This is a genomic window from Streptomyces sp. NPDC097617 (assembly GCF_044761485.1).
Classification (GTDB): Bacteria; Actinomycetota; Actinomycetes; order Streptomycetales; family Streptomycetaceae; genus Streptomyces.
Window position 1 is genome coordinate 40,712 of record NZ_JBIWCL010000024.1, and the last position, 21,766, is coordinate 62,477.

A 21,766-nucleotide genomic window follows, 5' to 3' on the forward strand; every position below is an offset into this window, starting at 1 on the left:
GTGGGTGCGGGACCTCGGCATTTGAACGGCGCATCTTCCGTGACGACGGATCCTGTGGGGCATCGGGGCACGATGGGCGGCGGCATGCGAAGTGTGGGCGTGGAAGAAGAGCTGCTGCTGGTGGACGCCTCCACCGGTGAGCCGCTGGCCCTGTCGGGCGCGGTCCTCGCGGCGGCCGACCGTTGCGCCGGGGAGTGTTCCAAGGGCCGGGAGGAGCAGGAGCACGTCTTCGAGATGGAGCTCCAGCGGGAGCAGGTGGAGTTCGCCACCAAGCCGGTGACCGAGATGGGCGAGCTCCAGGAGGAGATCGTCCGCTGGCGCGCGGAGGCGTCCCGGCACGCCGCGTCCGCCGGAGCACTCGTCGCGGCCCTCGGTACCTCCCCCCTGCCCGTACGGCCCTCGCTGAACGCCGGGAAGCGCTATCGATGGATCGCCGAGCAGTTCTGCCTGACCGCGCAGGAGCAGCTGACGTGCGGGTGCCACGTCCATGTCGCGGTCGAGTCGGACGAGGAGGGCGTGGCCGTCCTGGACCGGATCCGCCCCTGGCTCCCCGTACTGACCGCGATGAGCGCGAACTCCCCCTTCTGGCAGGGCGCGGACAGTGGGTACGCGAGCTACCGGAGCCGGGTGTGGGACCGGCTGCCCTCGGCCGGGCCGGAGGGCGTCTTCGGGTCCGCCGACCGCTACCACGAGCACGTCCGCGCGATGGTGGACACCGGCGTGCTGCACGACCAAGGGATGATCTACTTCGACGCCCGGCTGTCGGCCGCCTACCCCACCGTGGAGATCCGGGTCGCGGACGTGTGCCTGGAGGTGGGTACCACGGTGCTCGTCGCCGCCCTCGTTCGCGCGCTGGTCGAAACGGCCGCCCGGGCCTGGCGTGCCGGGGAGCCGCCCGCCCGGATCGGCACGGGCCTGCTGCGCCTGGCGGCCTGGCGGGCCGGAAGGTCGGGGCTGGACGGACCGCTGCTGCATCCCCGCACGATGCGGGAGACCGCGCCCGCCGAGGCCGTACGGGCCCTCTACGAGCACGTCCGCGAGGCCCTCGTCGACCACGGCGACCGGGACCGGGTGAGCGCGGCGATGGCCGTGCTCCTGCAACGGGGCAACGGTGCCCGCGCCCAACGTGCGCTGCTGGAGGCGCGCGGCGATCTCGCCGGCGTCGTCCTGGGCTGCGCGGGCATGACCACGGCCGCGCCCGCCTCCTGAGCCGGCACGGCCGCGCCCGCCCTCGGGGTCCTGCGGCTCAGTCCGCCGCGGTGTAGCGCACACGCGCCCACAGGGGGAGCACGAACCAGCACAGCAGGTACCAGGCCAGGACTGCCGCGACCAGCCACGGGACGATCGCGTTGTGCGTGGCGACCCGCAGGACCAGGAGCAGGGCGCACGTGCAGGTGGCCAGGAGCAGGATCAGGCCGGCGAAGGTCAGGCGCGAGGCCCACGCGACCGCCTCGGACTTGATCCGGCGGCCCGAGACGATCCGGTGGAAGGAAACGGGCCCGATCAGCGCCCCCGTCGCCAGTGCGCCCAGCACCACGGTGACGATGTAGATCACCTTGTCGGTCTGCGGGAGCCCCTGGAAGTGCGGGGTGAAGGCGACGGTCAGCAGGAAGCCGAAGAGGATCTGCACGCCCGTCTGCGCGACCCGGATTTCCTGGATGAGCTCCTGCCACTGCCGGTCCGCGCGCTCCTCGACGCTCTCGCTCCGCCCGCCCCGGGCATCCTGCCCCTGGTCCATGTGGCCTCCTTCTGTCCGTTGCGGCGGTTTGTGCGTGCGTCCGACCCGGAGGTCACCGCCAGGGGTACCCGGGCGGTGACCTCCGGGAAACGTCCACTCCGCCGCCGTCACCGGGGTTCCGTCTCCCGCCCCCGCGCCCGTTCGGCATTGAACTGGGCCCCGGTCAGCAGGGCCAGATTGGCCAGCCACAGCCACACCAGGAAGACGACGATGCTGGCCAGCGAGCCGTAGAGCCGGCCGTAGGTGTCCAGCTCCGTGTACAGCGTGAAGAGCCCCGTGGTGGCCAGCCAGAGCAGTGCCGCGAGGACGCCGCCGGGCAGCCCCCGCCGGGTGCCCCGGCTGCGGGACGGGCCGGTACGGAAGACGATCAGTACCAGGAGCGTGACCACCACCACCTGCACCGGCCAGCGCAGCAGCGCGACGACGTCCGGGCCGGGCCCGCCGGTCGTGGCGTGCGCGACCCACCGGGTCAGCGGCCCGGACACGACCAGTCCCAGTGCACCGACGAAGAGCAGGACGAGCAGCAGGGCGTTGATGACCAGCGTGTGGGCCGCACGCAGCGGAGGCCGTGTGTCGGGCACCCGGTGCATCGTGTGCAGGGCCCGCCGGAACACCGCCAGGTAGCTGCACGCCGACCACAGCGCGCTCAGCACCCCGCTGATCAGCAGGGCCCAGATCGAGGACCGGTCCGCCGAGAGACTGCCGAGCGCGTCACTGAGCACCTGCGCCGACTGGGGCGGTGCGTACGAGGTGATCGCGGCGATCAGCCGGTCCCGCGTCGCCTCGCCCAGGAGCCCCACGAGGGAGACCGCGATGACGAGCGCGGGCAGCAGCGCCAGTACGGCGTAGTAGGTGAGGCCGGCCGCGTGGTCGGCCAGGTTCTCGGTCCACACGTGGACGGCCGTACGTCGCAGCTGGGCGCGGGTGCGCGCCGCCGGGGCCGCCGCGGCGGGCGGACCGCCGGGGCGCAGGGCGGTGCGGGGGATGTCGGTCACGCTGTTCGCGTGCCCGAAAGTGCAGGTGAACATGCGCAGTTGGCGTCCGGCGTACCGGGCCGCCGACGGGGTACACGCGCCCGCATGACATGGAGCTACGCGCGGTGGCGCGGTGCGGCGTCGGAAAAAGAGCTCGTCGAGCCCACAGGACGGCAACGCCGTCCGGTACACCCGGTCGTCCGGGCGCTGGCCATGGTCGCGGCCTTCGTCGGGACCGTCCTGTTCAGCGCGGTGCTGGCCCGGCTGACGTTGGAACCGTCCGCCGCCTCGGCGGCCCTCGTCCACAGCAATGTCCAACCCGGCCATTCGATCAGGGCCTACCTGGACGGGACCTCGACGATCGAGGCGGTGCGCCAGCTGGGCGGGAACGTGCTGCTGGGCGTGCCCTTCGGGGTGCTCCTGCCCGTCCTGCTGCCCCCGGCCCGCGGACTGCTCAGGGTGGCCGCCGTGACGGTCGTCATGATGACGCTGGTGGAGCTGACCCAGGGCGCCCTCGTCACGGGACGCGTCTTCGACATCGACGACGTCATCCTCAACACGGCCGGGGCGCTCCTCGGCTACCTGCTGATCGGCCTGCGGCTCGGCCGTGCCGTACACCCGCGCCGCAGGCACTGGTGGCACCGCTGAGCCCGCCACCGCAGCGGGCTCACGGCCGGATGCCGGGGCCCGCTGCGGGTTCAGACCTCGCGCCACCGGGCCATCGCCCAGGAGAACGTCCCGAAGAGCATCAGCCCGACGGCCACCGCGACCAGCAGCCACGGTCCCGCCGGCGTACTGGTGAACGACCTCAGGGTGTCGTCCATGCCCTTCGCCTGCGCCGGGTCGTAGCGCACCGCGGCGTACACGACGAAGCCGCCGGCCACGGCGAACACGGTTCCCCGGGCCAGGCCGCCGGTCACCCCGAGGAACCCGACGGTCTTGCGCACCGGCTCCGGGACCCCGCCCATGGCGAGATGCTTGTGGAAGCTGCCCCGAGCGGCCTGCACCGCGATGACCACGCCCGCGACGGCGATCCCGAGCCCGGCCGCGCCCACCAGCCACTGGCCGGCCGGCAGCTCCAGCGCCCGCGCCGTCGCGTCGCGTGACTGCTGGTCACCGGAGCTCCCGCCGCCGCCCGCCGCGAACGACAGGACGGAGAAGGCGACCACCGCGTAGAAGACGGTCCGGCCCGCCGCGGCCAGCCGCTTCACCGGCTTGCCGCCGTCCGGCCCGGCCGCCCCGAACACCGCCTCCGACAGGCGCCACAGCATCATCCCCACGAGCCCGATGCCCACGGCCCACACGAGGACGTTGCCGAGGGGCTTGCCCGAGAGCTCCTGGAGGGCGCCCTGCCGGTCGGCCTCCTTGCCCCCGGAGTCACCGAAGGCCACGCGCAGGGCCAGCACCCCGACCAGTACGTACAGCACCCCGCGGGCCAGCAGCCCGCACCGCGCCGTGACCTCGCGCGCCCCGCCTCCGCGGGACGCGGCCCGTATGCCCCTGCGCGCTTGCCCGCCGCCGTTCACAGCGGTCAGACCTCTCCCCGCCAGGCGCCGGTCGCGACTCCCCGCGACTCGATGTACATCTTGAACCGCTTCAGGTCGCCGGCGACCTGGCGCTTGACGAAGCCGAGCTTGTCGGCGGCGCTCTCGGCCAGCCCCTCCGGCACCCAATTCATGTGCAACACGACCTTGGTGGTGGTCGCGTCGATCGGCTGGAAGACGACCAGCCCGGCCTGGCGCGTCTCCCCGTCGACCGTCATCCATGCGACGCGGCGGTCCGGGAGCTGCTCGGTGATCTGCGCGTCGAACTCACGCTGCACACCGTTCACGTTGGTCACCCAGTGGGTGAGTGTGTCCGTGCGCTGGTCGATGCGTTCGACCCCCTCCATGAACGCGGGGAACTCCTCGAACTGCGTCCACTGGTTGTAGTCCGTCCGTACGGGGACGTTGACCTCGACGTACTCCTCGACGTGCGACATGCGTATCCCTTCGGTACCGTCGGCGGCCCCCGTCCTGCGAGGACCCTTCAGGGCCCGGCTACCCCTCCCCGGGCGGCGCATGCGCCGTGGTTGAGCGCCGATGGGCAGGGAAGAGGACATCGGCCCCGGACATCCCGCCAGACCCGCCGGTTGTGTCGACACGGCGGAGGCAGGGCGCAGCGCGCAGGACCGCGGCCGCACGCGGTGCCCGGGGGGACGGAACACCTGCGTGCGGCCGCGGATCTCGGCGGGTCGCTGCCCCGCTCGAAACGGCGACTCGCCGACATCACGCGTATGACCGCGGATCGAGGTCTCAAACAGAACCGATGAAACTTTTCGGTGCGCCCTCGCCGGGCGTCGGGGTCAGCGCCTTCGGGGCCGTCCCGCTCCCCGCTCTCCCGGCCGCTGCGACAACGCCGGCAGCAGGAGCGGCCCCGCCCGTTTGGCCCGGCGCTGGATCAGGGCGCTCTCCACCCGCCCGATGCCCGGGAGCGCGGCCAGCTCACCGGCCAGGTAGTCGTACAGGGCGCCGGTGTCGCGGCACTGGACCATCGCGAAGACCGACGTCCGGCCCGTGGTGACGGCGGCGAAGGCGACCGCGGGGTGTCCCGACAGCGCCTGCGCGACCCGGGCCAGCGCGGCCGGTGTCACCTCCAGCCACAGCAGTGCCTCCAGGGGAGAACCGAAGTGGGCCGGGTCCACGTCCACCTCGAAATGCAGTACGAGAGGCAGACCATGCTGACCGTCCTTCCCATCAGGTACGTGGCCGACGTCGAGGCGTCCCGGGAGTTCTACGCCGGGCTGGGGCTCGCCGTCCGGCAGGAGCCGGGCGCTGCCGTCCGGGTGCGGCTGGGCGCCGGAGCGGGCGCCGTCGGGATCCACGCCGCCGCCGTCTCGCAGGGCCGGCCGCCCGCCACCACCGAACTCGGTTTCACCACCGACGAGCCGCTGGAGGACGTCGCGCGGCGGCTCGAACGCGGCGGCCACCCGTGCGAGATCGTCGAGGAGAACTTCGGCCGCAGCGTCCGGGTCACCGACCCGGAGGGGGTCGTCGTCCAGATCCAGCAGATCGATCCGGACGTCGTCGGCAGGTCGGCAGGTCGGCAGGTCGGCAGCGGCAGGTCGGCAGCGGCAGCGGCGGCGGCGGCTGCCGAAGCGGCCGAAGAGGCACTGGCGGCGGAAGCGGTGTCGGCGACCGTGGCCGGCGACCGGGCCTGATCGCCGGCCCGTGGAACCGCTCATCGCCCTGATCACCGTCACCGGCCTGCTGCTGCTCGCCCGGGCACTCGGCATCGGCCGCCCCCGCCGGCCGGCCGCCGCGCTGAGGGGCGGCCTGGCGGCCATGTTCACGCTCACCGGCAGCGCGCACTTCGTCGGGATGCGCGAGGAGATGATCGCCATGGTGCCGTCGGCGCCGTGCCCTGGTGGGACCGGCTGGGCCCCGGACCGCCCTGCAGTGCGTCTTCCTCGCGGCCACCGCCACCGTGGTCCTGCGCCACCGCGGACCCGGCGGGGCTCCCGCGGCGCCGGGCCGCGCCCCTCACCCGTAGCTGATGTTCACCGTGCGGAAGCCGAGGGAGTGCAGCAGACCCTCCAGCATCGCCGTCGTGTTCTTCTCGGCCCGCTCGGCGAGACCGCTGTCGCGGGCGGCCTCGTCGATGTGCTGGGCGGCGAGCCTCAGGACGGCCTGCTCACCGGCCGGGTTGTCCGAGAAGAGATCGCCGAGCCGGTCCAGCAGGCCGCGCTGCTTCGACACCGCGTACGAACGGTTCGGATCCAGCGCGGCCGCCCCGAGCACCGGTCGCGGCAGCCGGATCGTGGCCTGCGTACGGTCGCCGTTCACGGTGACGCTCCGCTCGCCCAGCCCGCCCAGGTCCACATAGCCGCTGACCGAGCCCGCTCCCACATACAGGGTGCGGGTCCCCCGGATCGCGTCCGGCAGGAACGCCGCGTCCTTCTCCAGGTCCACGACCACCTGGAAGTTGCCGACGGCGGCTTCGTAACGGTGCATGTCCTGAAGCGACTTCAGCAGCGCCGGGCCGGAGCGGTCGTGCGTCTCGTCACCGAACAGCGCGCCGAGTCCCGGAATCGGGAGGAACCGCTCCACGAGCACGATCAGCACCACGACCACCGCCGCACCCACGGCGACCCTCGCCCACCACGGGCGCCGCACGGCGCCCGGCCGATCCGAAGAGGTTTCCATACCCCGCGCATACCCCGTGGACGCGGCTCCAGCGCCCGAGTCCTACGGGGTGAGGCCGGCCCGCAGGGAGGCCGTGTGCTCCCGGACCTGTCCGGGCGTCAGATAGGCGTCCGTGTGCTCGAACCCGCGCAGCGTCGGCGGTCGCCACGCCTGGAAGCCCGTCCTGACGAAGTCGTCGCCCGCGACCGCGTTGAGGAGCCAGGTCGTCGCGACCCTCGCCTTCGCCACATTGGTGCGCAGCGCCGCCCAGTGGTACCCCCGGGCCACGGCTTGCGCGGGCCACCCGCGCAGCTCGATGCCGAGCGGCCTGGAGACGCCGTCGTGTCCGCCGAGGTCCACCACGAGCCCGAGGTCCTTGTGCCGGTAGGGCCGGAGAGCCTGGTGGCGCAGGGTCGCGATGAGGTTGTCGGCGGCCGTGCGCCCCTGCCTCTGGGCGTGCTGGGCGGTGGGCGGGCAGACCGCCCCGTCCCGCTCCGCGGCGAGGTCGGGCACCGCGGCCGCGTCGCCGAGCGCGAGCACCCCCGGCAGGCCGGGGACCGTGAGATCGGGGGCGATCACGAGCCGGCCGCGATCGGTCTCGGCCCCCAGAGTGGCGATGAGCGGGCCGGCGGCCACCCCGGCGGTCCAGATCGGGGTGTGGCTGCGCAGCACGCGGCCGTCGGTGAGCGTCACCTCGTCCGGTCCCGCTTGCCGGGCCAGACTGCTGACGAGGACGAGGAGGGCGAACGCGATGACGAGCAGGTGGAGCCAGGCGGGGCCGGGCGCCGGGGTCAGGGCCAGGGAAGTGAGCGCATGAGATGTCATACCGCGCGCCTGCCCCCGTACCGCGGGATGAAGCTCCCGTACGCGGCCGGGGGCGCGGGGCGGACCGGCCGGGTCACCGGCCCGTGGACCTGCCCGAGGTCAGACGGGACACGTCGATCTCGGCCCAGACGGCCTTGCCGTGCTCATGGACGCGGGTGCCCCAGCGGTCGGAGAGCCGCTCCACGATGTAGAGGCCGTGGCCGCCCGGGAGGCCGCGCTGCGGCGACGGGTGGCGGCGCGGCAGGGTCGTCGTGCCGTCGAAGACCTCGATCCGCAGGACCTCACCGGCCGAGACCACGAGCTCGACGCAACCCCCCGCGTGCAGTGCCGCGTTGGTCAGCAGCTCCGACACGAGCAGCAGGGCGTCCTCGGACGTCTCGCTGCCGTCCCACCCCCAGTCCAGCAGGGCCTGGCGCGTGAAATCGCGGCCCTTGGCCACGTGACCGCGCACGCCGGAAAGGGCCAATCGGCGGCGCTGCCCCGCGATGGAAGGCCCGCCAGGCCGTCGATCGCCGGTTTCCGGCCCGATCGTTTCCACTGTGGTCTCTCACCCCCACCGTTGACGCCGGTCTCCGTTCGTGGGACCGATCGAGGCCCCTTGGGGCCGAGGACACCCGAGCATGTCCGTGACAGTCTAGGGGACCGCCGGTCCCTCAGGACGTGGTCATGTGCAGTCTCAGGGTGAGACCGCTGTCCGACGCGCGGACCTCGACCAGGTCGCACAGCTGGTGGATCATCCACAGGCCGCGTCCGCCGTTGACCGATGCCAGCGCCGGGCGCCTGCGCCCCGCCAGCGGGTCCGTCAGCCGCCCCGCGTCGCGGATCTCGGCGACCACCCCCGAGGGGGCCCCGGCACCCGCGGCGGGCGTGCTCCACAGCCGCAGCGCTCCGTGCCCGCCGCCGTGGGCGAGGGAGTTGGCGGCCGCCTCGCTGACCGCGAGGACGAGGTCGCCGCGCCGCGCCGCGCTCAGGTCGCTACCGCGGGCCCAGGCCTCGGCGTACGACCGCACCTCGCCCAGCTCCCCGTGGGCGTACGCGAACCAGGGCGCGCCGCCGTGGGGCTCGGGCAGGGGCCGGTCGCAGTCGGCGCAGACCGCCGAGGCGTCGGCGTACTCCGCGCTGAGCAGGACCTTGCCCTCCTCCCTCACCACCGGATGGGTGCGCCGGGCGTCGGACACCACCCCGGCGGGCAGGCCGAGGACGTCGTACGGGCACAGGATGGTGGCCCGGCGCCCCGCGAAGGCTGTGTTGATGAGCGCCTCGTGTCGGGTCGCCTCCAGCACCTCGGCCCGCGAGCGGCCGGGCCAGATCGGCTCGCCGACGATCCGGGCGGGCCGGTCCGGGTGCCGGTCGGCGAACTCCTGCAGAGAGGCCAGGATGCGGCCCGGGTTGCGGCCCAGCTGCGTCATAGCGGTCCAGGTGACCTGGGACGATATGACGCCGAGGCTCTCGCGCAGCGCGTCCAGCCGTCGGCCGGGCACGGCCACGAGCACCGGCTCGTCGGCCGTCAGGGCGGCCTGGACGAACCCTCCGACGCCCGCCAGGTAGTCCGCCTCGCCCCGGTAGAAGAGGGCGGGGTGGACGAAGGCCCCGGGGGCGTCGGCAGCAGGATCGTTGATCATGCTGCGACCTCCAGCGCGGCACATTCGTCCGGGAACATCTCCACTACCTTGCGCAGTGAGTATGGCGGGTCGTGGAGCAGCAGGCGACGCCCCTGACCGGTCACCGTGGCGTTCGCCTGCACCAGGGCCGCGACAGCGGCCGCGTCGAGGAAGGCCACCGCGGAGAGGTCGAGGTGGACGACCGGGCCGGGTATCCGGGTGACGACGCCCAGCGCCGCGCTCAGGATCGGCCGGGTGTCGAGGTCGCAACTGCCGCTCAGGAGCGCGCCGGGCCGGTCGCGCATCGGCAGGGCGGTGAGGGTCGGCACCGCGCCCGCGCCCGTTCCCGTACTCGTGCCCGTACCGACGGCCGCGCACCGTACGACGGCGTCCGCCCACACCACGTCGGCGCCGTAGGGCTGCTGGACGCCGACGGGCGGGACGCGGCCGTCGTCTCGGCGGGGTGAGGGCGGTGAGGGCATGCCGCTGCCTAAACCGTGAGCATTCCGGCGCGCAGCCGGGCCAGGGTCCGCGACAGCAGACGGGAGACCTGCATCTGCGAGATGCCCAGTTGGGCGCCGATCTCCGCCTGGGTCTTCTCCTCGCCGAAGCGCATCCGGAGGATGATCCGATCGCGTTCGTCCAGCTGCTCCAGCAGGGGGGCGAGGGTGTGGAAGTCCTCGAAGAGCTCCATGGCGGGGTCGACGTCGCCGAGCCGCTCGGCCAGCGGACGCATCGTCCGGTTCGCCGCCGAGGGTTCGTCGCTGTCGGCGCCGGTGTCCAGGGAGCCGCTCGTGTACCCGTTGGCCGCGACCAGCCCGTCGATGACCTGCTCCTCGGTCAGTTCGAGGTGCTGGGCGACCTCCTTGACCGTCGGAGCCCGGCCCAGGACGTCGGTCAGCGACTCCTGGGCCTTGGCGAGCTCCGTCCGCAGCTCCTGCAGCCGGCGCGGCACGTGCACGGCCCAGGTGGTGTCACGGAAGTACCGCTTGATCTCACCGATGATGTAGGGGAGGGCGAGGGTGGAGAACTCGACCCCGCGCTCGGTGTCATAGCGGTCGATGGCCTTGATGAGGCCTATGGTCCCCACCTGGATGACGTCGTCCATGTCCAGGCCCCCGCCCAGCACGCGGGCGCGGAAGCGCCGCGCCGCGAACTGCACGAGGGAGAGGTTCATCTCGACCAGGGTGTTGCGGGCGTACTGGTACTCGCGGGTGCCCTCCTCCAGAACGCGGAGCTGTTCGAAGAAGAGCTTCGAGAGCTCACGCGCGTCGGAGGGGGCCATCTCCCGCGCGTTCTGCACCTCGGGCAGTGTCCCGTCCTGCGCCCGGGCCGCCACGGTGGCGGGCGCAGCGGGCGTGATCTGCGCGTCCGTTGTACGAACGAGGCTGACGGCGGTGGCCGAGTGAGACATGTGGCCGTTCCCTCCCGATTGACTGACGGCTGCTCGGTCGCTTGTGCCCCGACTTCGCGGCCTTATTCGCCCCAGGCGAAATCTTTCTTCTCCGGCTGCTGCCGGGAGGTGGTGCGCGCCGCCCGGCGCCCGTCCCAAGACTGCGGCGTCCACGTCCGGCTGACGAACAGGCATACTCCCTTGCGGAGGCCGTGCAGATGACGATCCGGGGAGGCGGACATGACCGGAGCAGGGGACGCGTACCACCACGAAGGTGTCGTCGGGGACAGTTACCCCGCGGGGTCCGGGTGGGTGGTGACGGCACACGGGGAGTTGGACCAGGACACGCTGGCGCCGCTCGAGACGGCGCTCGCCTCCGCCGCGGACCGGCACCGGGTGGTCGTGCTGGACGCCGGCTCCATCACCTTCGGCGACTCGTCGTTCCTGAACCTGCTGCTGCGGCTGCACCACCTGACCACCCTGCGGATCGCGGCCCCCGGCGAGCAACTGCGCCGTCTCTTCGCCCTGACGGGCGCCGATACGGTCCTCTCCCTGCACCCGACCGTCGAGGACGCCGTCAGCGGATCCTGACCGCCGAAGGAACCAGTCGACTCAGTCGGTCTCTCCCGGACCGGTCGGTGGGCCGTGGTGAGGACCGGTGTGGGGGGCGGTATGGGGCGACACCGCGCCCGGCGGGCGGAAGCACGCCGTGATCGCCTTGCCTCCATGACATGCGTGGACGTCCCAGGAGTCGGCGAGGACGGTGACGATCCCCAGCCCCCGGCCGGAAGTGGCGCCCGTATCGCCGTCGGCATCGGCCCCGCGCGGGCGGGGCAGATGCGGGTCGGAGTCGGCGACGCTCACGTGGAGGCAACTGCCGTCCCACGTCAGTACGAGGTGGGCCGGGCCGACGGCGTGCAGATGGGCGTTCGTGACGAGTTCGGAGACGCTGAGGAGTACGGAGTGCACCGTGTCCGCGGCCGAACCGCCCCACGGGAGCGAGGCGAGGTGGGCTGCGGTCCACTGCCGTGCCGCCCGGACTCCTCTCGAAACCGGGAACGAGCGGGCCCAGCCCACGGCCTTGACCGCCAATGTCCTCACCCCTCTTCGGTCGCGTTGTTCGTGTCGTTCGTCACGGTTCGCCTACCCGCTGCCCGCCCATGAATCCGCCGGTCACCCGGCGGTGTCCGCACACGACGCTACGCACTGATCGGGGATCAGGTGATCAGACGTGCCCGGGTCGGCGATAGCCTTCTCCATTGGATGTACGGCGAGAGACGGATCCCCCCCGGCCCGTCCGGGGGATCCGGCGCGTTCCCCTGCCGTGTCCTGTCCCGTGCGCCGGCACGGTCGTTGTCTAGAGTGAGGTTGGCGGATGGCTGAGCGGACGGGTTCCGAGGCACTGGGCACGACACCGGCGCTTCCCGGCGATGACAGGATCGGCGAATCGGAACTGCGCCAGCTGCTGGCGGGGCTCACGGCCGTGCGGGACGGAGACTTCCGTACCCGGCTGCCCGACACGGCGGACGGACTGCTCGGCGAGATCGCCACGGTCTTCAACGGGATGGCCGACCAGCTGTCCCTGTTCACGTCCGAGGTGACGCGGGTCGCGCGCGAGGTGGGCACCGAGGGAACGCTCGGCGGTCAGGCGGACGTGCCGGGAGTCGGCGGCGCCTGGTTGGACCTCACGGATTCGGTCAATTTCATGGCCGGAAACCTCACCGCCCAGGTGCGCTCCATCGCCCAGGTCGCGACGGCCGTGGCCAAGGGCGACCTCTCGCAGAAGATCAACGTCACCGCGCGCGGCGAGATCCTGGAGCTCAAGGAGACCATCAACACGATGGTCGACCAGCTCTCCGCCTTCGCCGGAGAAGTGACCCGGGTGGCCCGTGAGGTCGGTACCGAGGGCCGGCTCGGCGGCCAGGCGGACGTCAAGGGCGTCTCCGGAACCTGGAAGGACCTCACGGAGTCGGTCAACGTCATGGCCGACAACCTGACCGCCCAGGTGCGCTCGATCGCGGAAGTCACCACCGCGGTGGCCCAGGGCGATCTGACGCAGAAGATCCGGGTGGACGCCCGCGGCGAGATCCTGGAGCTCAAGGAGACCATCAACACGATGGTCGACCAGCTCTCCGCCTTCGCCGACGAGGTCACCCGGGTTGCCCGCGAGGTCGGCACCGAGGGCAACCTGGGCGGCCAGGCCACCGTCCGGGGGGTCTCCGGCACCTGGAAGGACCTCACCGACAACGTCAATGTCATGGCGTCCAACCTGACGGGCCAGGTGCGGTCCATCGCCCAGGTGGCCACCGCCGTCGCCCGTGGCGACCTCTCGCAGAAGATCATGGTGGAGGCCAAGGGTGAGGTCGCCGCGCTGGCCGGCGTCATCAACACGATGGTCGACACGCTGTCCGCGTTCGCCGACGAGGTGACGCGCGTGGCCCGGGAGGTCGGCACCGAGGGCCGGCTCGGCGGCCAGGCCCAGGTACCCAACGTCGCGGGCACCTGGAAGGACCTCACCGACAACGTCAACTCCATGGCCAACAACCTCACCGGCCAGGTCCGCAACATCGCCCTCGTCACGACGGCCGTCGCCAACGGCGACCTGTCCAAGAAGATCGACGTGGACGCCCGCGGGGAGATCCTGGAGCTCAAGACCACCATCAACACGATGGTCGACCAGCTCTCCGCCTTCGCCGCCGAGGTCACCAGGGTCGCCCGGGAGGTCGGCAGCGAGGGCCGGCTCGGCGGCCAGGCCGAGGTCGAGGGCGTCTCCGGGACGTGGAAGCGCCTCACCGAGAACGTCAATGAGCTGGCCGGCAACCTGACCCGCCAGGTCCGCGCCATCGCCGAGGTCGCCAGCGCGGTCGCCGAGGGCGACCTGACCCGCTCCATCACCGTCGACGCCTCGGGAGAGGTCGCCGAACTCAAGGACAACATCAACTCCATGGTCGGCTCGCTGCGCGAGAGCACCCGGGCCAACCAGGAGCAGGACTGGCTCAAGTCGAACCTGGCGCGCATCTCGGGCCTGATGCAGGGCCACCGGGACCTCGCCGTCGTCGCCGAGCTCGTCATGGACGAACTCACCCCGCTGGTCGCGGCCCAGTACGGCGCCTTCTATCTCGCCGAGGACGGCCCGCACGGCACCGTGCTCACCCTGGTCGGCTCCTACGGCCGCCCCGCGGGCGCCGCCCTGGGCGTCGGCTTTGCCCTCGGCGAGTCCCTGGTGGGGCAGGCCGCGCGCAGCCACCGGATCATCGCCACCGACCGGGTCCCCGGTGACTACGTCATCTCCTCGGGCCTCGGCCACACCACCCCCGGCAGCCTGATCATCCTGCCGATCGTGGTGGAGGACCAGGTCCTCGGCGTGATCGAGCTCGCCTCCTTCTCCGCCTTCACCCCCGTGCACCGGGACTTCCTCGGCCAGCTGATGGAGACCATCGGCGTCAACGTCAACACCATCGTCGCCAACGCCCGGACCGACGAGCTCCTGGAGGAGTCCCAGCGGCTGACCGGGGAACTCCAGGCCCGCTCGGAGGAACTCCAGGTCCAGCAGGTGGAGCTGCAGCGCTCCAACGCGGAACTGGAGGAGAAGGCGGCCCTCCTCGCCAGCCAGAACAGCGACATCGAGGCCAAGAACCTGGAGATCGAGCAGGCCCGGCAGGAACTGGAGGACCGCGCCCAGCAGTTGTCGCGGGCCTCCACCTACAAGTCCGAGTTCCTGGCCAACATGAGCCACGAGCTGCGGACCCCGCTCAACAGCCTGCTCATCCTCGCCCAGCTCCTCGCCCAGAACCCGACCCGCAACCTCTCCCCGAAGCAGGTCGAGTACGCGGGCATCATCCACTCGGCGGGCTCGGACCTGTTGCAGCTGATCAACGACATCCTCGACCTCTCCAAGGTCGAGGCGGGCAAGATGGACGTCAACCCCGAGCGGGTGGACCTGCCGCAGCTCCTGGAGTACGTCGACGTCACCTTCCGCCCGCTGACCACCCAGAAGAGCCTCGACTTCACCGTCACCACCGCCCCCGACGCCCCGGCCGACCTGCTCACCGACGACGCGCGGCTGCGCCAGATCCTGCGCAACCTGCTCTCCAACGCGGTCAAGTTCACCGAGCGCGGCGGCGTCGAGCTGCGCATCGAACCCGCCGCGGCCCCCGAGGTCCCCGCCGGGCTCCCCGGCCGCGCGCCCATGCTGGCCTTCCGGGTACGGGACACGGGCATCGGGATCCCCGAGCAGCAGCTGGAGTCCGTCTTCGGCGCCTTCCAGCAGGCCGACGGGACCACCAGCCGCAAGTACGGCGGCACCGGGCTCGGGCTCTCCATCAGCCGCGAGATCGCCCAGCTCCTCGGCGGCGCCGTCACCGCGGAGAGCACACCGGGGCAGGGCAGCACCTTCACCCTCTACCTGCCGGTCAGCCGCGCGGACTACGAGGAGGAACCCTTCGCCGACGCCCCCGCGACCGCCCGGCACGCCGTCGGGGGGCCCACCGCGCCGGCGGGCGGTGGCCGCGGCCCGGCCGTACCTGTTCCGCCCCAGCGGCAGGCCCGTAGGCTCCTGGTGATCGAGGAACGCCCCAACGGGCTGCTCTCCCTCGTCGCCGAGAGCGCCGACCGGGACTTCGCCCCCGGCCACCAGCCGCCCGGGGACCACCGCGAGGGCATCCAGGTGGTCAACGCCACGAGCTCAAGGGAAGCCGCCGCGGCCCTGGCGTCGGACTCCTTCCACTGCGTCGTCCTCGAGCTCGACATGCCCGACGGGGAGGCCGTGCGCTTCCTCGACGCGCTCGACGGGGACCCGGCGCTCTCCTCCCTCCCGGTCCTCGCGCACAACAACCCCCGCCTGAAGACCGGCCAGGAGAGGGCCCTGCGGGAGCGGGCCGCGTCGCGCCGGCTGGAACTGCTGTCGAGCCTGGACGAGCTCCGCGAGCGCATCGTGCTGCACCTGTCCGCCGACCGGCCGGGGGACGTACTGCCCCTCGTCCGCGAGGAGTCGGAGCGCCGGCCGAGCACGCCGCTGCTCGACGACGACCTGGCGGGACGGACCGTCCTCGTCGTCGACGACGACGCGCGCAACCTGTTCGCCCTCAGCGGCGTGCTGGAACTGCACGGTGTGCGCGTCCTCCACGCGGAGGACGGGCGCAAGGGCATCGAGACGCTCACCCGCAACGACGGCGTCGACCTGATCCTGATGGACGTGATGATGCCGGAACTGGACGGCTACGCGGCGACCGCCGAGATCCGGCGGATGCCGGCCTACGCGGGGCTGCCCATCATCGCGGTCACCGCCAAGGCCATGCCGGGGGACCGGGAGAAGAGCCTCGCCGCGGGAGCCAGCGACTACGTCACCAAGCCGGTCGACGCCGACGACCTCATCGCCCGCGTCCGGCACTGGCTCACCGGATGACCGCCGCGCCGTATCCACTGTCCGTCCCGTCCGCCGAGTCCGGACCCTTCGCCCTGTCCGCCCGAGCATGCCCCCCGCGTCCCCTCCCGCAGGGCCACGATCGCCCCGACAAGGAGCCGGCAGCACGGTGAACACCCCCGACACACAGCAGTACGACGACGCGCGGCGGCCGGAAGCGGTGGCCGCGGAGCCGTCACGCAACACCATCCCGCACCAGACCGCCACACCCCTGGGGCGCCTGGTCGCCACCGTCGAACGCCTGCGCCGCGAGGTGCGGGAGGCGCATGCCGCCGCCGACGGCAGGGCCCTGGTCGAACTGGCCAAGGGCATCCTGATCGGACAGTTGAACTGCACCCCCGCGGCGGCGGCCCGCCAGCTCGACGAACTGTCGCGCGAAACGGGGCTGTCCCCGCTCGAACTCGCCGCCGACATCGTCAACCAGGCCGCCCGCGACCACGTCAGCGAGGTCGCCGCCGAGTTCGTCGAGCGCACCGCCACGCCGGAACCGGCCTCGGCCGAACCGGCGTCGCCCGAACCGGCCGAGCGCTCCACCACGCTCGCGGTACGACTGCGTACCGCCGAGAGCGGGGTACTGGCCGCCGCCGACGACACCCAGGCCGTGGCCGAGTCCCTCCTGACGAACGCCCTCGGACCCCTGGGAGCGGTCGCCGTCGCCGTGTGGAGCGCGGCACCCGACGGCTCCCTGGCCCTCGCGGGGCACGCCGGGTTCGGGCCCGGGGAAGCCGCGCGCTGGCGCCACGTACCCCCGGGCGTCTCCACCGTCGCCCGCCGGGCGCTGCGGGAGCGCCGCCTGGTCGCGCTCGCCCGTCTGAACCGCGACGGTCTCCCCTCGATCGGGCACTTGCAGTGGCCCGAGGGCGGCCGCATGGCCGTACCCGCCGGGACCGGCGGGCGGATCCACGGCGTCCTGGAGATCTGCTGGCCGCAGCCCCTGGCTCCGCAGCCCCCGCAGATCGAGCGCCAGGTCGAGGCCCTCGCCGAACTGTGCGCCCGGACCATGGACACCGCACCCCCGGGCGACCCGGGCGTCCTTGAAGCGGTCCTCCCGGACGTCGCGGAGCTCATCGACCTCTCCGAGGGCCTGCACGACCCCGCCGTGGTCCTCACCCCGGTGCTCGATCCCGACGGCAGGCTGACCGACTTCCGCATCCGCCACGCCAGCAGCAGGTTCGTCGACCCCGCCGGGCGGCAACGCGGCGACGTGAACGGCGCGCTGCTGCTCGAGGCCTATCCGATGGCCGCCGGCGAGCGGGGGCTCTTCGACATCGTCGAGCGGGTCCACGCGACGGGCGAGCCCTTCCGCGCCGAACGCATGAGCCTGACCGCGCTCGTCGACCAGATCCCGCTCACCTCGGTCGCGGACATCAGCGTCAGCCGGCACGGCGCGGCCGTCCTGCTGATCTGGCGCGTCGAGGACGAGACGGCACGCCTCGCCGACCTCCTCCAGCACGCCCAGCGCCTGGGCCGGATCGGCGGCTTCGAGGAGAACCTCGTCACCGGCGAGATCACCTGGAACGCACAGCTGTACGCGCTCCACGGACTGCCGACCACCGCCCAGCCCGTACGGCTGCGGGAACTGCCCGGCTACGCCCACACCGACGACTCCGAGGCCCTCGGCCGATTCCTGCGGGCCGTGCTGCGCTACCGCCGTCCGGCCTCCGTCAACCTGCGCCTGCTCAGGTCCGACGGAATCACCCGGCACATCCGCGTCGTCGCCGAGCCCGTTCTCGACGCCGACCAGCGGCTGCACGCCGTCCGAGGCGCCTACCAGGACATCTCCGCGCAGCACTGGACCGAGGTCGCCCTGGCCGCGACACGGGACCAACTGGCCCACAGCGAGGCCGAGTCCGCCGAGCGCAACCGCCTCGCCCTGCAGCTCCAGCACGCCATCATGCCCCCGACCCCGCCGGCCATCACGGCACCAGGCCTGCGCGTCGCCGTCCGCTACCGGCCCGCGGAGACCGAGTCGCTCGTCGGGGGCGACTGGTACGACACCGTGGTCCTGCCCTCCGGGCTGATCATGCTCTCCGTGGGGGACGTCGCCGGCCACGGCATCGAGGCCGCCACCGGCATGGTCGTCCTCCGTAACGCCCTGCGCGGCCTCGCCGTGACCGGAGCGGGCCCGGCCCAGCTGCTGTCCTGGCTCAACACCGTCACCCACCACCTTGCCAAGCACGTGACGGCCACCGCGGTCTGCGGGCTCTTCGACCCCGGCACCAGGGTGATGCGATGGGCGCGCGCCGGGCACCTGCCGCCCGTACTCGTCCGCGGCGGCGAGGCCGAGGCCTTCCCGCTGATCGAGGGCCTGCTGCTCGGCGCGCTCCCCGAAGTCACCTACGCCGAGCGGGAGGTGCGCCTCGAACCGGACGACACCCTGCTGATGTTCACGGACGGGCTCGTCGAGCGGCGGGACTCCTCGGTGCAGGACTCCCTCGGCCACCTCGTGCAGGCGGCGGCCGCCTGCTCCGGGGACCTGGACCGGCGGCTGGACCGCCTCCTGGCCGCGAGCAGGTCCGACACGGACGACGACACCTGCGTCATCGGCATCCAGGTCGGCTGAGGGCCTAGGGTCCTCCCATGATCGCCGATCGCCTCGTCCGGACCTGGGAGATCCTCCCCGCCGGGGGGTACTCGACCGCCTGGACCGAGCTCACGGGACGTCGGCTCGCCGCACACGGGCGCGCCGTCGGCCTGGTGCCCGAGCCCTACTGGCTGACGTACACCCTGGAGACCGGCGAGGACTACGTGACCTCCCGCCTGCGCGTCACCACGCAACCCGGGACGGGGAGCGGGACCGGGGCCGGGACCGGGACGCGGACCCTGGACCTGCGCAACGACGCCGGCCGCTGGATCGTCGACGGCGTGCACCGCGCCGACCTCGATGGCGCGCTCGACTGCGACCTGGGGCTGTGCCCGCTGACGAACACCATGCCCGTCCTGCGCCACGACCTGCACCGAAGTCCCGGTGCCGGCCCGCACGAGTTTCTCATGGCCTGGGTCTCGGTACCCGATCTGGAGGTCAGCGCGAGTCGGCAGACGTACACCCCGCTCGCACCCGACGGGCACGGCACACGTGTCCGTTTCTCGTCGGGAGACTTCCACAGCGACATCGAGTTCGACGAGCACGGGCTGGTCCTCGACTACCCGGAACCGGCGACCGCGCTCACCCGTTGACGAGCGCGTCCGGGGCCGCCGGCGGCCGGGTCGGCGTCAACGGCGTCGTCCGGCGCTGTCCGGGCGCGCGCAAGGTGTCGTTCGCGCCGATGGAGACGGCCGTGGAGCTGACGGGCATGGAGTACGGGGGCATCACCCCGATCGGCCTGCCGGCCGACTGGCCGCTCCTGGTGCACGCGGCTGTCGTCCGGGTCGGTGTTCGGGTCGGTTTCAGGCGATCCCCACGGTGTACGCGGCGCGGTACCCGTCGCCGGCGGGGACGGGCGCCAGCGTCATCGAGGCTCCGGAGGCGCGGTAGCGGTCGTCGCGGGCGTTGGGGTGCTTCGGCGCGCGGCGGTCGGTGTACGGCGGGCGCGCGTACACCTGGAGCAGGAGGGGCTCGGGGAAGAAGAACTGCGAGGTCGTCTCGGTCCGGCGGTCGGGGCGCACCTTGAAGTGGATGTGCGGTGCCAGTCCGGCGTACCAGCCGGGCACGATCGTGCGGAAGGTGCTGCGGCCCGCTCCGTCAGTGACCTGCGTACCGCGTAGGAAGGCGGCGCCCCCGGTGGAGTAGGCGCCCGAGGGGTCGGCGTGCCAGACGTCGACGGCGGCGTCCGCGACCGGCCGGCAGCCCGCCGACACCCGCACCACGGTCAGGTCAAGCCGGAACGGCACCCCGGTGCGGCCCTCCGTGATGTCCGACCGGACCTTGTCCAGGTCCAGGTAGTAGGGGCCGGCGCCCGCCCGCACGGCGAGGACCCAGGCCGGCGTGCTGCCGCCGGGCGAGGGCGGGAGGGAGGGGGATGCGGACGGCTGCCCCGCCGCCCCGCGGGTCCCGGTCGGCCCGGAACAGGCCGCCGTCAGCGCCGTGACCCCGACCGACCCGGCGGCCAGCAGGAGGGCGCGGCGGCTGGTCGGGGAACTGCCGTTCTCGGTCATACGAAACTCTCCGGCGCGCTGTACGACCGCCGCACCGGACGCGACGGCCACCGACCGCGCCCACCGTGCCGGACGCGGGGCGCCCGGGCCATCACCGACACGTCACGGATCCGCACCCCAAGTAGGACGGGTCCTGGCCTCATTCGTACCTACGGTGGCGATGTCACGAGGAGCGACCGCAGCAACAGCTCCAGCAACACGCACGCCGGGGGAAGGAACGAGACCGATGGACCACTTCGCCCCCGAGGGCTACACGAGCGTCGCACCGTGGGTCGTCACCGACGACACGGGCGCGCTGCTCGGCTTCATCACGGCGGCGTTCGACGGTGAGGAGATCGTGCGCGTGGCGGTCGAGGACGGCAGCATCGGTCACGGCGAGATCCGGGTCGGCGACACGGTCGTGCTGGCCTTCGACCGACGGCCCGACTGGCCGGTGACGCCCTCCATGCTGCGGGTCTACGTACCGGACGCGGACGCCGCCATGGCCGCGGCCGTCGCCCACGGAGCGCGGGTGATCACCGAGGCGGACGACAGCGCGTGGGGTGACCGAGGGGGCCGGGTGCGGGACCCGTTCGGCAACATCTGGTGGGTGGTGAGCCGGGTCGAGGAGGTCGCGCCGGACGAGGCCTGGCGGCGCATGGGCGAGCCGAAGTACGCCGCCTCGATGCGCACGGCCCAGCAGACCCTGGACGCCGACCTCGGCGGCCGCGCCGCCGGCGTGGCCAGTGGCCCACAGCGACCGCCCCGCTAGGCCGAGTTCCGGGCCGGCGACGGGACGACGGTCCACGGCCCGGCCGGGGTGCAGAGCGGGAGCGGGAACCTCCAGGTCAACGTCCACGAGCACCGCGTCGGCATCCTGTCGGCCTGCGCCGTCGCCCTGGTGTGCGTGGCCACGGTGATCGCTGTCCGGGTGGGCGGCGGCCCGGGAGCCGAGGCCGACGTGCCGCCCGCCGCGGTCCCGGCCACGACCCCGGGCGCGGCCGGGGAAGACACATCGGTGCTCACCGGACGGCTGGTCAACATCGGCAGCGGGCTGTGCCTGCGGGTTCCCGGTACCGGCGACGACCTCGTGCCGGTGCAGGACACTTGCAGCGCCGACGCCGACCGCACCTGGACGCTGGCCCAGCAGGACGGCGGCGCCACCCGCACGCTGCGCAACGCGTCCAGCGGCCGGTGCCTGACCGTGGCCGGCGAGGAGCAGCTCGCCCCCGTCCGCCAGTTCGCCTGCACGGCCGGCCGGGCGGGGCAGCGCTGGGAACTGCTGTGGGGGACGGGGACCCGGGCCGGACAGTTCGTGCTGCGCAACGCCGGAAACGCCAAGTGCCTGCTGGTCCAGGGGCGCGAGCGGACCCGTCCGGCGGCGCAGACCTCATGCGGCGAGGAGTACAACGACCAGTGGTGGCACCTCGCGCTCCAGGGGCGGGCGAGCCCCGCCGGATCGCTGCCCGAGATGCCGAGCGCGGGATAGGCGACTAGCGTTCCTTAGTGAGAACCGCAACTGTGGGGAACACACTCAGCCCGCAGTCGTGCGCCCAAGCACCACGCTTGAGGAATC

The 21,766-nt window shown here is 72.8% G+C and carries 21 protein-coding genes and 2 pseudogenes; 10 read left to right on the forward strand and 13 right to left on the reverse strand.

The genetic code is table 11. The features are described 5' to 3' along the window. Nucleotides 1–84: 84 nt before the first annotated feature. Complete coding sequence (locus ACIQZO_RS30780; RefSeq protein WP_403632305.1) at nucleotides 85–1,209, forward strand: glutamate--cysteine ligase; 1,125 nt, start codon at nucleotides 85–87, stop codon at nucleotides 1,207–1,209. Nucleotides 1,210–1,246: 37 nt separating this feature from the next. Here the strand turns inward: ACIQZO_RS30780 and ACIQZO_RS30785 are convergent, their stop codons facing one another. Both ACIQZO_RS30785 and ACIQZO_RS30790 read right to left on the reverse strand, forming a co-directional pair. Continuing rightward, entirely contained in the window at nucleotides 1,247–1,738 is a 492-nt protein-coding gene (locus tag ACIQZO_RS30785; RefSeq protein ID WP_403632308.1) for a DUF6328 family protein, read from the reverse strand. A 107-nt stretch (nucleotides 1,739–1,845) separates the two neighbouring features. Next, nucleotides 1,846–2,733 carry a YihY/virulence factor BrkB family protein gene (locus ACIQZO_RS30790; RefSeq protein WP_403632310.1) on the reverse strand — a complete coding sequence of 296 codons (888 nt, stop codon included), beginning with the start codon at nucleotides 2,731–2,733 and terminating at the stop codon, nucleotides 1,846–1,848. Nucleotides 2,734–2,817: 84 nt separating this feature from the next. Here ACIQZO_RS30790 and ACIQZO_RS30795 point away from each other — a divergent pair, with 84 nt between their 5' ends. After that, the gene (locus tag ACIQZO_RS30795) at nucleotides 2,818–3,360 is read left to right on the forward strand and encodes a VanZ family protein (RefSeq protein ID WP_403632313.1); all 543 of its coding nucleotides are present in this window, start codon (nucleotides 2,818–2,820) and stop codon (nucleotides 3,358–3,360) included. A gap of 50 nt (nucleotides 3,361–3,410) precedes the next feature. On the opposite strand, the gene ACIQZO_RS30800 is transcribed toward ACIQZO_RS30795, so the two are convergent. The 3 genes from ACIQZO_RS30800 to ACIQZO_RS30810 all read right to left on the reverse strand — a co-directional run bounded on the left by ACIQZO_RS30800 (nucleotide 3,411) and on the right by ACIQZO_RS30810 (nucleotide 5,401). After that, nucleotides 3,411–4,238, reverse strand: coding sequence for a DUF1206 domain-containing protein (locus ACIQZO_RS30800; protein WP_403632316.1), 828 nt, complete (start codon nucleotides 4,236–4,238; stop codon nucleotides 3,411–3,413). 5 nt (nucleotides 4,239–4,243) lie between these two features. Continuing rightward, the gene (locus ACIQZO_RS30805) at nucleotides 4,244–4,693 is read right to left on the reverse strand and encodes an SRPBCC family protein (protein WP_403632319.1); all 450 of its coding nucleotides are present in this window, start codon (nucleotides 4,691–4,693) and stop codon (nucleotides 4,244–4,246) included. A gap of 363 nt (nucleotides 4,694–5,056) precedes the next feature. Beyond that, nucleotides 5,057–5,401 carry an Lrp/AsnC family transcriptional regulator gene (locus ACIQZO_RS30810; RefSeq protein WP_403632322.1) on the reverse strand — a complete coding sequence of 115 codons (345 nt, stop codon included), beginning with the start codon at nucleotides 5,399–5,401 and terminating at the stop codon, nucleotides 5,057–5,059. Nucleotides 5,402–5,407: 6 nt separating this feature from the next. Between ACIQZO_RS30810 and ACIQZO_RS30815 the strand changes: the two genes are divergently transcribed. Continuing rightward, nucleotides 5,408–5,911, forward strand: coding sequence for a VOC family protein (locus ACIQZO_RS30815; RefSeq protein WP_403632325.1), 504 nt, complete (start codon nucleotides 5,408–5,410; stop codon nucleotides 5,909–5,911). A gap of 322 nt (nucleotides 5,912–6,233) precedes the next feature. Here ACIQZO_RS30815 and ACIQZO_RS30820 read toward each other — a convergent pair whose 3' ends face one another. The 6 genes and pseudogenes from ACIQZO_RS30820 to ACIQZO_RS30845 form a co-directional block, all read right to left on the reverse strand. Continuing rightward, nucleotides 6,234–6,896: a DUF4230 domain-containing protein gene (locus ACIQZO_RS30820; protein WP_403632327.1), complete on the reverse strand. Its 663-nt coding sequence runs from the start codon at nucleotides 6,894–6,896 to the stop codon at nucleotides 6,234–6,236. 42 nt (nucleotides 6,897–6,938) lie between these two features. Further along, nucleotides 6,939–7,586: pseudogene (locus ACIQZO_RS30825) on the reverse strand (NAD(P)/FAD-dependent oxidoreductase); the annotation flags it as partial. Nucleotides 7,587–7,773: 187 nt separating this feature from the next. Beyond that, a complete protein-coding gene (locus ACIQZO_RS30830; RefSeq protein WP_403632330.1) occupies nucleotides 7,774–8,151 on the reverse strand; it encodes an ATP-binding protein in 378 nt (125 codons plus the stop codon). Between the two features lie 202 nt (nucleotides 8,152–8,353). Then, nucleotides 8,354–9,322 carry an anti-sigma factor RsbA family regulatory protein gene (locus ACIQZO_RS30835; RefSeq protein ID WP_403632332.1) on the reverse strand — a complete coding sequence of 323 codons (969 nt, stop codon included), beginning with the start codon at nucleotides 9,320–9,322 and terminating at the stop codon, nucleotides 8,354–8,356. Continuing rightward, on the reverse strand, nucleotides 9,319–9,783 hold the full coding sequence (locus ACIQZO_RS30840; protein WP_403632334.1) for an STAS domain-containing protein: 465 nt from the start codon (nucleotides 9,781–9,783) through the stop codon (nucleotides 9,319–9,321). Before ACIQZO_RS30840 ends, ACIQZO_RS30835 begins: the two co-directional genes overlap by 4 nt. Before the next feature lie 8 nt (nucleotides 9,784–9,791). Next, the gene (locus ACIQZO_RS30845) at nucleotides 9,792–10,715 is read right to left on the reverse strand and encodes a SigB/SigF/SigG family RNA polymerase sigma factor (RefSeq protein ID WP_403632336.1); all 924 of its coding nucleotides are present in this window, start codon (nucleotides 10,713–10,715) and stop codon (nucleotides 9,792–9,794) included. Between the two features lie 219 nt (nucleotides 10,716–10,934). Here ACIQZO_RS30845 and ACIQZO_RS30850 point away from each other — a divergent pair, with 219 nt between their 5' ends. Then, nucleotides 10,935–11,285 (forward strand): STAS domain-containing protein, encoded by a 351-nt coding sequence (locus ACIQZO_RS30850; RefSeq protein WP_403632339.1) that lies wholly within the window; start codon nucleotides 10,935–10,937, stop codon nucleotides 11,283–11,285. A gap of 21 nt (nucleotides 11,286–11,306) precedes the next feature. Here ACIQZO_RS30850 and ACIQZO_RS30855 read toward each other — a convergent pair whose 3' ends face one another. Continuing rightward, complete coding sequence (locus ACIQZO_RS30855) at nucleotides 11,307–11,786, reverse strand: ATP-binding protein (RefSeq protein WP_403632605.1); 480 nt, start codon at nucleotides 11,784–11,786, stop codon at nucleotides 11,307–11,309. Between the two features lie 283 nt (nucleotides 11,787–12,069). Between ACIQZO_RS30855 and ACIQZO_RS30860 the strand changes: the two genes are divergently transcribed. From ACIQZO_RS30860 to ACIQZO_RS30875, 4 genes and pseudogenes are all read left to right on the forward strand, one after another. After that, the gene (locus ACIQZO_RS30860) at nucleotides 12,070–16,098 is read left to right on the forward strand and encodes a HAMP domain-containing protein (RefSeq protein ID WP_403632342.1); all 4,029 of its coding nucleotides are present in this window, start codon (nucleotides 12,070–12,072) and stop codon (nucleotides 16,096–16,098) included. A gap of 67 nt (nucleotides 16,099–16,165) precedes the next feature. After that, on the forward strand, nucleotides 16,166–18,679 hold the full coding sequence (locus ACIQZO_RS30865) for a SpoIIE family protein phosphatase (RefSeq protein ID WP_403632345.1): 2,514 nt from the start codon (nucleotides 16,166–16,168) through the stop codon (nucleotides 18,677–18,679). Between the two features lie 17 nt (nucleotides 18,680–18,696). Then, a complete protein-coding gene (locus ACIQZO_RS30870; RefSeq protein ID WP_403632348.1) occupies nucleotides 18,697–19,293 on the forward strand; it encodes a putative glycolipid-binding domain-containing protein in 597 nt (198 codons plus the stop codon). A 26-nt stretch (nucleotides 19,294–19,319) separates the two neighbouring features. After that, nucleotides 19,320–19,481, forward strand: a pseudogene (locus tag ACIQZO_RS30875) (YbaK/EbsC family protein); the annotation flags it as partial. Between the two features lie 22 nt (nucleotides 19,482–19,503). Here ACIQZO_RS30875 and ACIQZO_RS30880 read toward each other — a convergent pair. Next, nucleotides 19,504–20,211 carry an intradiol ring-cleavage dioxygenase gene (locus tag ACIQZO_RS30880; protein WP_403632351.1) on the reverse strand — a complete coding sequence of 236 codons (708 nt, stop codon included), beginning with the start codon at nucleotides 20,209–20,211 and terminating at the stop codon, nucleotides 19,504–19,506. A gap of 226 nt (nucleotides 20,212–20,437) precedes the next feature. Here ACIQZO_RS30880 and ACIQZO_RS30885 point away from each other — a divergent pair, with 226 nt between their 5' ends. Together ACIQZO_RS30885 and ACIQZO_RS30890 are read left to right on the forward strand one after the other, a co-directional pair. Then, nucleotides 20,438–20,962, forward strand: a complete 525-nt coding sequence (locus ACIQZO_RS30885; protein ID WP_403632353.1) for a VOC family protein — start codon at nucleotides 20,438–20,440, stop codon at nucleotides 20,960–20,962. Nucleotides 20,963–21,010: 48 nt separating this feature from the next. Then, nucleotides 21,011–21,679: an RICIN domain-containing protein gene (locus ACIQZO_RS30890; RefSeq protein WP_403632355.1), complete on the forward strand. Its 669-nt coding sequence runs from the start codon at nucleotides 21,011–21,013 to the stop codon at nucleotides 21,677–21,679. Nucleotides 21,680–21,766: the final 87 nt, after the last annotated feature.

What these genes read in the sequence shown, in the direction of transcription:
- ACIQZO_RS30805 (WP_403632319.1), bottom strand. Translation starts at nt 4,693, where the DNA reads ATGTCGCACGTCGAGGAGTACGTCGAGGTCAACGTCCCCGTACGGACG.
- ACIQZO_RS30820 (WP_403632327.1), bottom strand. Translation starts at nt 6,896, where the DNA reads ATGGAAACCTCTTCGGATCGGCCGGGCGCCGTGCGGCGCCCGTGGTGG.
- ACIQZO_RS30885 (WP_403632353.1), top strand. Translation starts at nt 20,438, where the DNA reads ATGGACCACTTCGCCCCCGAGGGCTACACGAGCGTCGCACCGTGGGTC.
- ACIQZO_RS30815 (WP_403632325.1), top strand. Translation starts at nt 5,408, where the DNA reads ATGCAGTACGAGAGGCAGACCATGCTGACCGTCCTTCCCATCAGGTAC.
- ACIQZO_RS30795 (WP_403632313.1), top strand. Translation starts at nt 2,818, where the DNA reads ATGACATGGAGCTACGCGCGGTGGCGCGGTGCGGCGTCGGAAAAAGAG.
- ACIQZO_RS30785 (WP_403632308.1), bottom strand. Translation starts at nt 1,738, where the DNA reads ATGGACCAGGGGCAGGATGCCCGGGGCGGGCGGAGCGAGAGCGTCGAG.
- ACIQZO_RS30835 (WP_403632332.1), bottom strand. Translation starts at nt 9,322, where the DNA reads ATGATCAACGATCCTGCTGCCGACGCCCCCGGGGCCTTCGTCCACCCC.
- ACIQZO_RS30860 (WP_403632342.1), top strand. Translation starts at nt 12,070, where the DNA reads ATGGCTGAGCGGACGGGTTCCGAGGCACTGGGCACGACACCGGCGCTT.
- ACIQZO_RS30845 (WP_403632336.1), bottom strand. Translation starts at nt 10,715, where the DNA reads ATGTCTCACTCGGCCACCGCCGTCAGCCTCGTTCGTACAACGGACGCG.
- ACIQZO_RS30865 (WP_403632345.1), top strand. Translation starts at nt 16,166, where the DNA reads ATGCCCCCCGCGTCCCCTCCCGCAGGGCCACGATCGCCCCGACAAGGA.
- ACIQZO_RS30850 (WP_403632339.1), top strand. Translation starts at nt 10,935, where the DNA reads ATGACCGGAGCAGGGGACGCGTACCACCACGAAGGTGTCGTCGGGGAC.
- ACIQZO_RS30780 (WP_403632305.1), top strand. Translation starts at nt 85, where the DNA reads ATGCGAAGTGTGGGCGTGGAAGAAGAGCTGCTGCTGGTGGACGCCTCC.
- ACIQZO_RS30880 (WP_403632351.1), bottom strand. Translation starts at nt 20,211, where the DNA reads ATGACCGAGAACGGCAGTTCCCCGACCAGCCGCCGCGCCCTCCTGCTG.
- ACIQZO_RS30840 (WP_403632334.1), bottom strand. Translation starts at nt 9,783, where the DNA reads ATGCCCTCACCGCCCTCACCCCGCCGAGACGACGGCCGCGTCCCGCCC.
- ACIQZO_RS30870 (WP_403632348.1), top strand. Translation starts at nt 18,697, where the DNA reads ATGATCGCCGATCGCCTCGTCCGGACCTGGGAGATCCTCCCCGCCGGG.